Genomic DNA, 13,772 nt, shown 5'->3' on the forward strand with positions numbered 1-13,772 from the left:
GACGCGGTCGACGGCGTCGCGCTCCTACCGTCGAGAGTCATGACAACAACCAGCTCTCTTGAGAACGGCGCCGGCCCGACCCGGCGCCCGTCGACGTCGACCGCGGCCCACGGCATACAGGTCAGGGCACCTCAGCCGACGGCCATCCCGCAGTACTCCCGCGCGCGGATCCTGGCCGTCTGGGCCGCCGCCGCGCTGCCCATGGCGGCCCTCGCGTGGATCGCCGCCCCGCTGCTCGCCGGCGCCCTCGACGGTCCCAGCGCCTGGCCGCGAGCCCTGCTGCTCTGCCTCACCGCAGGGCTCGCGTGGCAGCTGGTCCTGGTGGCTGCCTCGGTGCGCCGCGAGCAGGGCTCGCTTCGCTGGTCCGTCGTGAAGGACGCGCTGTGGCTGCACGCACCGACCAGCCCGCGCAGCGGCAGGCGCGGAGGCCGCCTGTGGTGGGTCCTGGTGCCCCTCGTCCTCGCCGTCGCCGCGAAGGAGGCGCTGCCGAAGATCCCGGCCCCCGCCAACCGCGACCAGGGTCTGTTCCTCCAGTCCCTCGACGGCCGTGAGTTCTTCTCCGGCAACTGGCTCTGGTTCGCCCTGACCGTGACGATGATGGTGCTCAACACGGTGCTGGGCGAGGAGCTGCTCTTCCGGGGCCTGCTGCTGCCGCGAATGCGAGGCGCCTTCGGCCGCTGGGACTGGCTGGCCAACGGCATCCTCTTCGGCCTCTACCACCTGCACCTGCCGTGGTCGATCCCGGCGAACCTCCTCGACACGTTCTTCATCTCGTGGCCGGCCAGCAGGTATCGCAGCGCCCTGATCGGCATCTGCGTCCACAGCGTTCAGACCGTGGTGTTCACGGCGATGCTGCTGGTCCTCGTGCTGCGGTGACGCGCAGAGTCGAATGCATCGAGGTGACCGCCCGACCTGTTGGCTCAGGTCGCGCGGTCACCTCGGTCCGGGCTCAGGCGTAGAAGTCGGGCTTCGCGACCATCTCCACCGTGACGACACCGTCCTCCGTGAGCGCCTTGACGCCGGCGTCGCAGACGCAGGCCGCGGCATATCCGTCCCACGACGTGGAGCCCGTGTGCTCCCCACGCCCGACCGCGTCGATCCACTCCTGCACCTCGGTGACGAAGGCCCCCCAGAAGCGGTCGTTGTGGTCGCGGGCGATGGAGTTCCGGTGCCCCGAGGCGTCCCGCACCTCGATGGCGTTCTGGTCGGCGAGGCTGACGGTGCCCTTCTCTGCGACGGCCTCGCACCGGATGTCGTAGCCGAACTGGCAGTTGACGAAGATCTCGTCGTCGACCCGCACACCCGACTCGGTCTCGAGGACGAGCACCAGCGGGTCCTGCAGGTGCTCGAAGCGCAGCGACGTCTTCTTCGGCTTGTCGACGCGGGCCGAGACGAACTCCTCACCGAGCAGCCAGCGCATCGTGTCGACCTCGTGGATGGCGGTGTCGTTGATCGCCATGTCCCACGTGTAGTTCTGCGGCACAGTGGGATTGCGGTGCGCGCAGTGAACCATGAGGGTCTCGCCGAGGTCGCCGGAGTCGAGCAGTGCCCTCATCTGGCGGTAGCTCTTGTCGAAGCGCCGCATGAACCCGACGGTCACCAGTCGACGCCCGACGGCCTGCTCGGCAGCCATGATGCGCAGCGCCGCCTCCGCCGTGGGCGTCAGCGGCTTCTCACAGAAGACCGGCTTGCCGGCCGCGATGCAGGCCAGCACGTCCACCTCGTGAGCGGGGCCGTAGCTGCAGATCATCACGGCGTCGACCTCGTCGGCGCCGATGAGGCTCGCCGAGTCGGGGTATGCCGTGCCGCCGATCCGGTCGGCGACCTCCTTCGCGCGCACCTCGTCGACGTCACTCACGGCGACGACGCGGCCGCCCGCGATGACGGTGTGGATGCGGTCGATGTGCGCCTGCCCCATGCCGCCGGGGCCGATCATGCCGATGCGTACGGTCATGGTGACTGTCTCCTTGCCAATCTGGGGCGTCAGCGCAGGCCGAGGCCGATGGATGCGAGGTACTCGCGGGTCTGGATGGCGTTGGGCAGGGGGTAGGACGGCTCGCAGGGGTACATGTCCTGCTCGCACACGACGTAGAGGTCCTTGTCGAGGTCGGCCAGTGCTTCGATGAGCGAGGGCATGTCGGGCGCACCGGCGGGAGGCGCGACGGAGCAGCCTTTGGCGACAGCGAGACCGAACGGCCAGTCCTCGTCGTGGGCCTGCTGGACGAGGCCCGGGTCCATCGCCTTGATGTGGACGTACGAGATGCGCTCGGGGTACTTGCGGCACAGCTCCATCGGGTCGCCGCCGCCGTAGACGATGTGGCCGGTGTCGAGGCAGAAGCCGACGTACTCGGGGTCGGTCGCCTGGAAGATGCGGTCGATGTCCTCCGGAGTCTCGATGTGGCTGTCGCCGTGCGGGTGCAGGACCATCCTGAGGCCGTAGTCCTCCTTCATGATCCGGCCGAGGCGGTCCGCGTTGGCGATGTAGTGGTTCCACGCCTCGGTCGAGAGCACCCGGTCGTCGGTGTACTCCCAGGTCTTGTCGTCGCGAAAGAGCGGCGGCAGGTGGACGATGTACTCCGCGCCGACGGCGGCGTGCGTCTGCGCGATCGAGCGGAACGTGGCTTCCGTGTCGGCCCAGGCCTCCGGCTTGTGCAGGATGCCCCAGCCGGTGCCCGCGACGACGCGGAAGCCGCGCCGGTCCATCGCATCCTGGAGTCGCTTCGGATCCTTGGGGAAGTAGCCGTACGGCCCCGTCTCCATGACGGAGAACCCAGCCTCGGCCATCTCGTCGAGTGCCTTCTCCCAGGGGATCTGTTTCTCGTCCTCGGGGAACCAGACGCCCCACTGGTCCGGGCAGACGCCGATGGTCAGCTTGGCGTAGCGGGGGTCGGTGTTGCGGGCCTTGGACTCGCCCATGGATGTTCCTTTCACGGCAGTGTGGTGAGGTCGGTGAGCTCACTGAGCTCGGTCGGGTCGGTGCGGTGGGTGAGCGCGACGGCCGCTGCCGCCGCCTCGTGGTGGAGCCCCTGGTGGCCCGTGCGTGGCTCGTCGTACCGCAGCTCGCGGCCGTCGTGGGCGCGGACGGTGAAGCCGCCGGGCTGGTAGAACGGGCCGTCGATGTGGAGCGTGGCCTCGGATCCGACGACCGTCGCCGTCGTCGGGGTGTCGCCGAGGATGGAGGCGAACAACGAGGCGACTCCCCCGGACGACGACCGGGCGGCCACCGCGATCTGCCCCTCCACCCGGTCAGGGCTGAGAGCGGCCGGTGCCCGCGTGACCACCTCGGAGATCTCCTCCAGCTCACCGAGCACCCATCGCGCGAACCACAGAGGGTAGGTCAGCAGGTCGTAGCGCGGTCCCCCGGCGAGGTCCGCCCGCATGATCCGGTGCTCGGGGCCGAAGAGCTCGCCGAGGTCGGCCTGGACCGAGTGGACGGTGCCGAGCAGGCCGCCGTCGAGCAGCTGCCGGATGACGTCGAACTTCGGCAGGTAGGCCGACCAGAGGGCCTCCATGAGGAAGAGCCCGCGGGCAGCCGCGAGAGCCTCCAGCTCGGCAACCTCGGCCGCCGACAGTCCCATCGGCTTCTCGACCACCGTCGCCCTGCCCGCCTCGAGCGCGAGGCGCCCGTGCGGCAGATGGAGGTGGTGCGGCGTCGCGACGTAGACGATGTCGACGCCCTGGTCGGCGACCAGCTGCTCGTACGAGCCGTATGCCGTCGGCCTGGGCGGCGTGCCCCCGCCGGCCCTCGTGGCCCCGTCGTTTCGGTCGACGAACCCGTCGGCGAACGCGTCCGCGCCCTCCAGCGTGCGGGACCCGACGGCATACACCTGCTGTCGCGTGTGGCGCACCATCGCGTCGCAGAAGCGCTGGGCGATCCAGCCCGTCCCGAGGACGCCCCACCGCAGCGGTGGAGCGTCCATCGGGTCCGGCGTCCGTGGTGCGGGCAGGACAGCGGGCAGAGCCATCAGTCGTTCTGGGGGAAGCCGAGGTTGAGGCCGCCGTGGCTCGGGTCGAGCCAGCGCGAGGTGACGACCTTGCCGCGGGTGAAGAAGTGCACGCCTTCGGTGCCATGGGCGTGGGTGTCGCCGAAGAGCGAGCTCTTCCACCCGCCGAAGGAGTAGTACGAGACCGGCACCGGGATCGGCACGTTGACGCCGACCATGCCGACCTCGACGTTCCGCTGGAACCTACGGGCGGCGCCGCCGTCGTTGGTGAAGATGGCTGTGCCGTTGCCGTAGGGGTTGCTGTTGATGAGGTTGAGGCCCTCGTCGTAGGAGTGCACTCGGACCACGGACAGCACGGGGCCGAAGATCTCGTCGTCGTAGACGGACATGCCCGGCTTGACGTTGTCGAACAGCGTCGGCGCGAGGAAGTAGCCCTCCCCGTCGGCGTCGAAGTCGCTCTCCCGGCCGTCGACGACGAGGGTCGCGCCGTCGGCGACACCGGAGTCGAGGTAGGAGGCGACCTTGTCGCGGTGCTGCTTGGTGACGAGCGGGCCCATGTCGCAGCCGCGCGTGCCGTCGCCGGTGACGAGCTTGCCCATGCGGTCACGGATCTTCGAGATGAGCTCGTCGGCGATCGGCTCGACCGCGACGAGGGCCGAGATCGCCATGCAGCGCTCGCCGGCGGAGCCGAATCCCGCGTTGACGGCCGCGTCGGCGGCCAGGTCGAGGTCGGCGTCGGGCAGCACGAGCATGTGGTTCTTCGCGCCGCCGAGGGCCTGCACCCGCTTGCCGTGGGCTGTGCCGGTCTCGTAGACGTACCGCGCGATCGGGGTCGAGCCGACGAACGACACCGACTTGATGTCCGGGTGCGTGAGCAGCGCGTCGACCGCCTCCTTGTCGCCGTTGACGACGTTCATGACGCCGTCCGGCAGCCCGGCCTCCTTCCAGAGGGCGGCGATGGCGACCGCTGCCGACGGGTCCTTCTCGGAGGGTTTGAGGACCACGGCGTTGCCGCAGGCGATCGCGATCGGGATGAACCACAGCGGCACCATCGCCGGGAAGTTGAACGGCGAGATGACAGCGACGACGCCGACCGGCTGCCGGATCGAGTAGACGTCGACGTTCGTCGAGGCGTTCTCGCTGAAGCCGCCCTTGAGCAGATGCGGTATGCCGCAAGCGAACTCGGCGACCTCGAGGCCGCGCGTGACCTCACCGACGGCGTCGCTGAGCACCTTGCCGTGCTCTGCGGTGATGAGCGCGCCGATCTCGTCCTTCTTGGCGTTGAGCAGCTCCCGGAAGGCGAAGAGCACCTGGGCGCGCTTGGCCAGCGACGAGTCGGCCCACCCCTCCCAGGCGGCCTTGGCCTGCTTGACGACGTCGTCGACGAGAGCCGCTGACGCGAGATCCAGGACCCCCGTCTGCTCGCCGGTGGCGGGGTTGAAGACGGGCGAGGTGCGCTCGGCGGTGCCGGTCCACGGCTGGCCGCCGATGAGGTGGGTGATGCGGGTGGGGGTGCTCATGGTGCTGTTCCTTCGTTCGAGCAGGTGGAGGTGTGGGTCTGGGGCGGTGTCCGGTTCAGGGGGAGGTGAGGGTGGGCGGGGTCGACCACTTGTCGAGGTACGAGCGGATCGTGTCGCGCATGTACTCGCTGGACTCGCGGGCGCGGTCCTCCCAGGCGAAGACGCACGCCGTGACGATGCCGTCGAAGCCGATGCGCTCGAGCCCGCGGAAGAACTGGTCGAAGTCGACCTCGCCCTGGCCGATGTCGAGGTGCTGGTGCACCGTGACCTGCGACCCGGGCGGGTTGACGATGTAGCGCAGTCCGGAGGACGCCGTGTGGTCGTAGGCGTCGGCGACGTGGACCATGGTGAGCAGGTCGCCCGCCTTGTCCATGATCCCGTCGCAGTCGTTGCCCTGGTGGAATGTGTGCGGCGCGCAGTAGAGGAACGAGACGTTGGGCGAGTTGATGCCGCGGATGAGGTCGACGGCGCGTTTGCCGTCCTCCTCCCAGTCGTCCGGGTGCGGCTCGAGGACGAGGCGGATGCCCTCACGCTCGAAGACCGGGAGCAGGTCCTCCATCGACCGCCAGAACTGCCGCTCGCACACGGCGGCCTCTCTGGGGTTGCCGTTGAGCTCGGAGTTCATCGTGTCGACACCGAGGTCCGATGCGATCTGGATGGCGCGCTTCCAGTAGCGCACGGCCGCCTGCCGCTCGTCCTCGTCGGGGCCGGACCACCTGAAGAGTGGCAGGACGGACGACACGCCGACACCGGCCGACGAGAGCGCCTTGCGGAAGGCCGCCACACCGGAGTCGTCGACGCGCGGGTGGTTGAAGAACGGGATGAAGTCGTCACGGGGTGACAGCTCGATCCACTCGTATCCGAGGTCGGCGACCAGCCCGGGCAGCTCGGCGAGCGGTGTCGTGCGGAACATGTAGGGGTCGATGGCGAGCTTCACGGTTCGAACTCCTTTGTGAGCCAATGAAAGCCGGTGTGTCAGGGGGTGTCAGGAAGGGTCGGACGGCGTGGCCGCACCGGGGTTGGTCGGCGCAACGAGCGGGCGCTGGGTTGCCTTGTGCTGCTCGTACTCGCCGTATGCCGTCTCGGTCGACGCGAGCTCGCTGACCTCGGAGACGGGGACGTCCCACCACGAGTCGGAGTCGGGCGCGTAGATCGTGGGGTCGGTCTCGACATAGATGACGACCGGGCCGCCGTCGGCCGGCCACGCCTTGGCCTCCTTGATGGCCTGGGTCAGCTCGTCGGGCGAGTGCACCTCGATCACGTGAGCGCCGAGGCTGCGGGCGTTGGCCGCGAGGTCAACCGGCAGCACGTCGCCGTCGAGGCGTCCCGATGACACGTTGCGGTAGCGGTACTTGGTGCCGAACCGCTGGGAGCCGAGCGACTCGGACAACGACCCGATCGAGTGGAACCCGTGGTTCTGCACGAGCACCACGACGACCTTCACCCGCTCCTGCACGGCGGTGACGAGCTCGGTCGGCATCATGAGGTAGCCGCCGTCGCCGACCATGGCGAACACGTCGCGGGTCCCGTCGGCGAGCCGGATGCCGATGGAGGCCGGCACCTCGTAGCCCATGCAGGAGTAGCCGTACTCCACGTGGTACGCCTTGCGGTCGCGGACCCGCCACAGCTTGTGGATGTCGCCCGGCATCGAGCCGGCCGCGCACAGCACGACGTCGCGGGGGTCGCTGAGCTCGTTGACCGCACCGAGGACCTGGCCCTGGGTGAGCAGCCCGTCGGCGAGTGCGTCGGTCACCTCGGCCGGCGGGTTGTAGGTGCTCTCGACCTCTGCGTCCCAGGCGGACCAGAGGTCGGCCTGCCGCTCACGGTACGCCCCGTCGACACTGTGCCCTTCCAAGGCGCCGATCAGGGCGTGGAGCGCGGCCCGAGCGTCCGCGACGACCTGGAGCCCAGAGTGCTTTCCGGCATCGAAGCGCGCGACGTTGACGTTGACGAAGCGGACGCCCTTGGCCTGGAAAGCGGTTCGCGAGGCCGTGGTGAAGTCGCTGTATCGCGTGCCGATGCCGATGACGACGTCGGCCTCACGGGCCAGGGCGTTCGCCGCTGTCGTCCCGGTGGAGCCGATGGCACCCATCAGCTGGGGGTGCCCGTGGGGAAGGGAGCCCTTGCCGGCCTGGCTCTCGCCGACGGGTATGCCGGTCTGCTCGCACAGGGTGGCCAGCGCCTCCTCGGCCTGCGCGTAGTGCACGCCACCCCCGGCGACGATGAGCGGGCGACGAGCGCCGCGGATGACCTGCGCCGCCTCGTGGATGTCCACCGGCTCGGGCTGCGGCCGGCCGATCCGCCACGTGCGCTCGGCGAAGAGGTCTACGGGCCAGTCGAAGGCCTCGGCCTGCACGTCCTGCGGGAGCGCGATCGTCACTGCCCCGGTGTCGACCGGGTCGGTCAGGACGCGCATCGCGCCGAGCAGCGCGGAGGGCAGCTGCTCCGGCCGGCTGACCCGGTCGAAGAACCGCGACAGCGGGCGGAAGGCGTCGTTGACCGTGACATCTGCGGCATACGGCACCTCGAGCTCCTGGAGCACGGGCGACGACACGCGCGTGGCGAACGTGCCCGACGGCAGTAGCAGCACCGGGAGCCGGTTGATCGTCGCGAGAGCCGCACCGGTGAGCATGTTCGTCGAGCCGGGGCCGACGGACGCGGTGCACGCCCACGTCTGCAGCCGGTCCTTCTGCCGCGCGTAGGCCACCGACGTGTGGACCATGGCCTGCTCGTTGCGGGCCAGCACATAAGGAAGGTGCTGGTCGCCGGACTCGACCAGCTCGTTCTGGAGCAGCGCCTGGCCGATGCCGGCGACGTTGCCGTGGCCGAAGATGCCGAAGACACCCGCGAAGAGCTTCTGGCGCTCGCCGTCTCGCTCGCTCCACTGGTTGGCCAGGAACCGGACCACCGCCTGGCCGACGGTGAGTCGGACGGTGTCGGCCGGGTCGGCTGCGTTGCTCATCGGGCACCTCCGAAGGGGAGTCTGGGGTCGACCGGCTGGGTCGACCAGGTGTCTCTGACCCAGCCATGTGCCGGGTCGTCGCAGATCAGCCAGGCCCGCTCGGGACCTGGGCCGGCCATGACGTTGAGGTAGTACAGGTCGTAGCCGGGTGCGGCCATGGACGGGCCGTGCCACCCGTGCGGCACGAGGACGACGTCGCCGGAGCGCACCTCGGCCATGACGTCGATGGGACGGTCGTCGGTGCCGTAGACCCGCTGGTAGCCAACGGGATCCGCACCGTTTGGCGCGGTGGCGCCGGCCTCGACCGCGGCCTCGAAGTAGTAGATCTCCTCGAGCTGGGTCTCTTCGCCGGCTCGCTCCTCGTCGTGCTTGTGCGGCGGGTAGGAGCTCCAGTTGCCGGCCGGGGTGACGACCTCGCAGGCGATGACCGAGTCGGCGTCCAGCACGCCCGGGATGCCGAAGTTGCGCACCTCGCGGCTCGCGGTGCCCGCACCGCGGAGCTCGACCGGCACCTCGTCCGAGAGCACGTGCCGGAAGGTCGTCGCGCCGGCCTGCTTGCCTGCCACCGCGAAGGCGAGTGCGACCCGGGCGTCGCTGCGGGCAGTCACGGAGAGCCGGGATCCCGCAGGCACGTAGGCGACGTCGGTCGCGCCGGCGAAGACCGACTCGCGCCCGGCGAGCACCGCCTCGTGGCTGCCCGACGCGTCTTCGCTCGACACCACGACAGATCCGTTGAGCGGCACGACGACGAACTCCCGGTCACCGGTCACGAGACCGCGCGACTCCCCCGAGGCGAGCCGGCCGGCATACAGCCCGGTGTGCTCCCAGCCGGAGGCGTCCGGCTCGACGACGACGTCCCAGCCGTCGCCGCCGGCGGTGCCGAACGGACGGTGCCAGGTCATCGGCGGTCCCCGTGGACCAGCTCGGCGGCGATGTCGACGGCGGAGGCGACGTCGGCGTCGGGCGGGTAGAGCAGCGCGCGACCGACGACCAGCCCGCGCACGGCGGGGATGTCGAGGGCCCGACCCCACGACGCGTAGGTGTCCTGTGGGTCGCCCTTGGGGTCACCGCCGAGCAGCAGGGTCGGCAGGGTCGTCGCGTCCATGACCCGGTCGAGCTCGTCGACGACCGGCAGCTTGAGCCAGGTGTGCGCGCTCGACGCGCCGAGGCCCTGGGCGATGTGGATCGACTTGATCGTCGAGTCGGGGTCGAGCTGGTTGACGACCCGACCCCCCTCGTGCGTCGACAGGAACGGCTCGATCATCGCCATGAGCCCGCGCTCCGCGAGCGCGGTGATGGCGTTGGCGCTGGCCTCGAGTGTCGATGCGGTGCCGGCGTCCTCGAGACAGATCCGGGTGAGCATCTTGCCGCCGTCGAGCCCGCGCGCGGCGATCTCCGCGGCTGTGTATGCCGTGAAGCGGTCGTCGAGCTCGAACGAAGCCCCTTGCAGGCCACCGCGGTTCATCGAACCGATGGCGATCTTGCCCTCGAGAGCGCCGAGCAGCAGAAGGTCGTCCAGGATGTCCGGCGTGCCGAGCACACCGTCGACCCCGGGGCGGTCGAGCGCGGTCGCGAGCCGGTCGAGCAGGTCGCTGCGGCTGGCCATCGCTGTGCCGCGGTCGCGCACGCCGAGGGCCCCGCGCGCGGGGTGGTCGGCGGCCACGACGAGCATCCGGCCGTCGCTGCCTACCAGGGGGCGCCGCTCGCGCGCGGCCCACGCTGAGGCGATCCGGCCGGGCTCCCGCACACGCACCTCGGTGAGGTCGGCAACGGACAGGCGCGGTCGCTGCGGGGTGGTGGTCATCGTGCCTCCTCGGCAATGGGAGCGAAGGTCGTCGAGCCGGTGAGCCGCTCGTCCACCTCGGCGGTGGTCGGCATGGCCGTCGAGCACTCGAGCCGCGAGGCGACGATCGCTCCGGCGACGTTGGCGAACTCCAGGACCCGCCGCAGGTCCCAGCCGGACAGCAGTCCGTGGCAGAGCGCGCCACCGAAGGCGTCGCCGGCTCCGAGGCCGTTGACGACTTCGACCGGGAAGGGCGGCACCTCGACACGCTCGTCACGCGTCGCCGCGAGCACGCCCTTGGGGCCCTGCTTGACGACGGCGATCTCGACACCGCGCTCGAGCAGGGCGTCGGCGGCGCGCTGCGGGTCGGTCTCGCCGACCGCGACCTCGCACTCCTCACGGTTGCCCACGGCGACCGTGACGTGCTCGAGGGCCCGGCCCACCTGCTCGCTGGCCTCGGCGGGGTCGGCCCAGAACATCGGGCGGTAGTCGAGGTCGAGCACCGTGTGCATGCGTCGGCCGCGTGCGGCCCAGGCGGCGAAGTGCGCCGCGCGGCTCGGCTCCTGGGACAGGCCCGTGACGGTCGACCAGTAGACGCCGGCGTCCCGGATCGCGTCCAGTGGCAGCTCGTCGGGCTCGATCATCAGGTCGGGGGCGATCGGCCAGCGGTAGAAGTAGAGCGGGAAGTCGTCCGGCGGGAAGACCTCGCAGAAGGTCACGGGCGTCGGCGGACCGTCGACCGCCGAGACGAACCGGTCGTCGACCCCGAAGTCCTGCAGCGCCTCGTGGACGTAGCGCCCGAACGCGTCCTTGCCGGTGCGCGTGACGAGCGCGACCCGGCGCCCGTGGCGCGCAGCGGCGACCGAGACGTTGGTCGCGCTCCCGCCAAGGAACTTCTCGAAGGTCCGCACCTTCTCGAGCCCGACCCCGTGCTGGAGCGGGTAGATGTCGACGCCCACGCGGCCGATGGCAACGACCTCGAAGGCCGCCGAGCCAGGCATGAGCCCACCGTCCGCGTTCACAGGTTCTCGATCTCCTCGAGGCGCACGACGCGCCCCTCGCGTCGGGACAGCTCGCACGCCTCGGCGACGCGGAAGGCCTGGAGGGCGTCGTCGACGCTGCACGGCGTGGGCAGCACGCCTCGGGCCACGGCCGCGAAGGCGGTCAGCTCAGCACGGTATGCCGGCAGGAACCGCTCCATGAACGACCAGTGTCGGGGGCCGCGTGGGTAGTCGGCCGACGGCTCCGCCGAGGTGACGGCGAGCGAGTCGTCGTAGCCGACGCCGATGGTGCCCTCGCTGCCGCGGACCTCCATGCGCACGTCGTGGCCGCCCCCGTTGTAGCGCGTCGCCGAGAGCGACACGAGGGTGCCGTCGTCGAGCGTGAGCAGCGCGGCCGCCGTGTCGACGTCGCCTACCTCGGTGAAGAAGTCCGCACCCTTGTTGGCTCCCGTCGCGTACACCGCGACGACCTCACGGCCCGTCACGAAGCGCAGGATGTCGAAGTCGTGGATGGAGCAGTCGCGGAAGAGGCCGCCGCTCGTCGGGATGTAGGCGGCGTGCGGCGGCGACTGGTCGCCGGTGTTGGCGAGCACCGTGTGGATGAAGCCGAGCTCGCCGCTCGCCACCGCCTGCTGCGCACGCCGGTAGCCGACATCGAAGCGGCGCTGGAAGCCGACATGGACCGGGACGGCGGAGGCGGCGGCCAGCTTGGCCAGCTCCATCGTCTCCTCGAGCGTGGATGCGACCGGCTTCTCGCAGAAGGTCGGCACGCCGGCCGCGACGCCGAGGCGCAGCAGCGGAGCGTGCCCGGGCGTCGCCGTCGCGATGACGAACCCGTCGATGCCGCTCTCGAGCAGCGCCTCGGGCGACTCGGCGAAGCCGATGTCGAGACGGTCCGCGACCGCCCGGGCGGCCGAGGGATCCAGGTCCGCGACGACGACCTCGTCGACGTCGCGCAGGCCGCGCAGCGTCTCTGCGTGGAAGGCACCGATCCGGCCTACGCCGGCGAGTCCGATACGCACAACACACTCCCTTGGGTGGCACTCTTCGTCGCCCGGGGCGCCGGGCGCACGGTCCGACACTGCGTCGCCCGTCGACATCGATGGTCGCGTCGTCTCACCCTTGCTGTCAAGCAAATGTTAGAACATTCTGATGTTTGATCAATTGCTTGACAGACCGTCCTGACTGCTGCATCCTCCTGTTTGCTGGCACCGCCGCCGGGGTCGCGGACATCCACTGACACCGATGACGGCGCCGGAGCGGAATGGGCACGAGCTTGTGGCCCTGCGCAGTCGATGGCGAAGACCTCGCCACACACCGTTCGACCAGGACGGACGAAGCCAGACCTGAATACGGACAGCGGCCCCGGAGACGGCCCGCCCAGAGCAGAACGACACGGGCTCCCCATCGCTGCCCGCGTCACCCCGGACCAGCCCGGTCCCGCTCCCGACCTCCACCGTCACAGCTCGTCGCGTCCGCGTCAGGCGACCGGATTCCGCGACAGACGAAAGGAATCAACGATGATCCCTCGAACTCGAAAGAGTTTGACCGTCGCCGCTGGCATTGCCACGGCAGCGACGCTCGCCCTGGCTGCCTGCAGCAGCGGCGGCGCCCCCAGCACCACCTCTACCGGCGGGGGCGGGGGTGGCGGCGGCAACAGCGGCTACACCTTCGCGATGATCACCCACGAGACGCCTGGAGACACGTTCTGGGACCGCATCAAGGCCGGAGCCCAGCAGGCCGCGAAGGACACCGGTTCCACCCTCAAGTACTCGGCAGACCCTGAAGCCGCCAAGCAGGCGGTGCTGATCCAGAACGCCATCGACTCCAAGGTGGACGGCATCGCGACCACCCTCGTCACACCGGACGCGCTGATCCCGACGATCAAGAAGGCCGAGGCGGCCGGCATCCCGGTGGACACGTTCAACTCGGGCATCGACTTCTTCCAGCAAGCGGGAGCACTCACGCACTTCGCCTCAAACGAGAAGCTGGCTGGTCAGCAGGCCGGGAAGCGTGCCGCCGACGCCGGCGCCACCAAGATCCTGTGCACCATCCAGCAGACCGGATCGGTGGCCCTCGAGGACCGCTGCGCCGGCGTCAAGGAAGCGTTCCCGAACACGGAGAACCTGCAGGTCAACGGCGCCGATGACGCTGCGGTGACGACCGCGATCCAGGCCAAGCTGACGGAGGACAAGACGATCAACTGGATCGTCACCCTGGGTGCACCTCAGGCCCTTGACTCGATCAAGGCCGCCCAGGGGGCCGGTCGGACAGACGTGAAGATCGGGACGTTCGACACCAACCCGGATGCGGCGCAGGCGGTCAGCGACGGCAAGATCCAGTGGTTCATCGACCAGCAGCCCTACCTGCAGGGCTACATGGCCATCACCCAGCTCTACCTCTTCAAGAAGAACGGCAACGTCCTCGGTGGCGGCCAGGCCGTGCTGACCGGCCCCTCCTTCGTCGACAAGACAAACATCGACCAGGTCCTCCCCTTCATCAAGAACAACACCCGCTGAGCACCCGACGAGGCGGCCGGCCTCACACGGCCGGCCGCCTCTT

12 protein-coding genes are annotated in these 13,772 nt (G+C 70.0%); 2 read left to right on the forward strand and 10 right to left on the reverse strand.

Annotated features, from left to right (window positions below):
- The first annotated feature begins 39 nt into the window (after positions 1-39).
- On the forward strand, positions 40-876 hold the full coding sequence (locus ACWEOW_RS05385) for a CPBP family intramembrane glutamic endopeptidase (RefSeq protein WP_452268135.1): 837 nt from the start codon (positions 40-42) through the stop codon (positions 874-876).
- Positions 877-949: 73 nt separating this feature from the next.
- Here the strand turns inward: ACWEOW_RS05385 and ACWEOW_RS05390 are convergent, their stop codons facing one another.
- The 10 genes from ACWEOW_RS05390 to ACWEOW_RS05435 are packed head-to-tail and all read right to left on the reverse strand — an operon-like array spanning position 950 to position 12,232.
- A complete protein-coding gene (locus ACWEOW_RS05390; RefSeq protein WP_452268136.1) occupies positions 950-1,954 on the reverse strand; it encodes a Gfo/Idh/MocA family protein in 1,005 nt (334 codons plus the stop codon).
- A gap of 29 nt (positions 1,955-1,983) precedes the next feature.
- A complete protein-coding gene (locus ACWEOW_RS05395; protein ID WP_452268137.1) occupies positions 1,984-2,916 on the reverse strand; it encodes a TIM barrel protein in 933 nt (310 codons plus the stop codon).
- Between the two features lie 11 nt (positions 2,917-2,927).
- Positions 2,928-3,965 carry a Gfo/Idh/MocA family protein gene (locus ACWEOW_RS05400; RefSeq protein ID WP_452268138.1) on the reverse strand — a complete coding sequence of 346 codons (1,038 nt, stop codon included), beginning with the start codon at positions 3,963-3,965 and terminating at the stop codon, positions 2,928-2,930.
- Positions 3,965-5,464 carry a CoA-acylating methylmalonate-semialdehyde dehydrogenase gene (locus ACWEOW_RS05405; RefSeq protein ID WP_452268139.1) on the reverse strand — a complete coding sequence of 500 codons (1,500 nt, stop codon included), beginning with the start codon at positions 5,462-5,464 and terminating at the stop codon, positions 3,965-3,967. Before ACWEOW_RS05405 ends, ACWEOW_RS05400 begins: the two co-directional genes overlap by 1 nt.
- 55 nt (positions 5,465-5,519) lie before the next feature.
- The gene (locus tag ACWEOW_RS05410) at positions 5,520-6,401 is read right to left on the reverse strand and encodes a sugar phosphate isomerase/epimerase family protein (protein WP_452268140.1); all 882 of its coding nucleotides are present in this window, start codon (positions 6,399-6,401) and stop codon (positions 5,520-5,522) included.
- Between the two features lie 48 nt (positions 6,402-6,449).
- A complete protein-coding gene (gene iolD, locus ACWEOW_RS05415; protein WP_452268141.1) occupies positions 6,450-8,426 on the reverse strand; it encodes a 3D-(3,5/4)-trihydroxycyclohexane-1,2-dione acylhydrolase (decyclizing) in 1,977 nt (658 codons plus the stop codon).
- The gene (gene iolB / locus ACWEOW_RS05420) at positions 8,423-9,328 is read right to left on the reverse strand and encodes a 5-deoxy-glucuronate isomerase (protein WP_452268142.1); all 906 of its coding nucleotides are present in this window, start codon (positions 9,326-9,328) and stop codon (positions 8,423-8,425) included. The genes iolD and iolB overlap by 4 nt, the downstream gene beginning before the upstream one ends.
- Complete coding sequence (locus ACWEOW_RS05425) at positions 9,325-10,230, reverse strand: Cgl0159 family (beta/alpha)8-fold protein (protein WP_452268143.1); 906 nt, start codon at positions 10,228-10,230, stop codon at positions 9,325-9,327. Before ACWEOW_RS05425 ends, iolB begins: the two co-directional genes overlap by 4 nt.
- Positions 10,227-11,210, reverse strand: a complete 984-nt coding sequence (iolC, locus tag ACWEOW_RS05430) for a 5-dehydro-2-deoxygluconokinase (protein WP_452268144.1) — start codon at positions 11,208-11,210, stop codon at positions 10,227-10,229. The genes ACWEOW_RS05425 and iolC overlap by 4 nt, the downstream gene beginning before the upstream one ends.
- A 17-nt stretch (positions 11,211-11,227) precedes the next feature.
- Positions 11,228-12,232 (reverse strand): Gfo/Idh/MocA family protein, encoded by a 1,005-nt coding sequence (locus tag ACWEOW_RS05435; protein WP_452268145.1) that lies wholly within the window; start codon positions 12,230-12,232, stop codon positions 11,228-11,230.
- A 498-nt stretch (positions 12,233-12,730) separates the two neighbouring features.
- Between ACWEOW_RS05435 and ACWEOW_RS05440 the strand changes: the two genes are divergently transcribed.
- Entirely contained in the window at positions 12,731-13,729 is a 999-nt protein-coding gene (locus ACWEOW_RS05440; protein WP_452268146.1) for a substrate-binding domain-containing protein, read from the forward strand.
- Positions 13,730-13,772 lie beyond the last annotated feature (43 nt).

It is taken from the genome of Monashia sp. NPDC004114, from assembly GCF_053603855.1.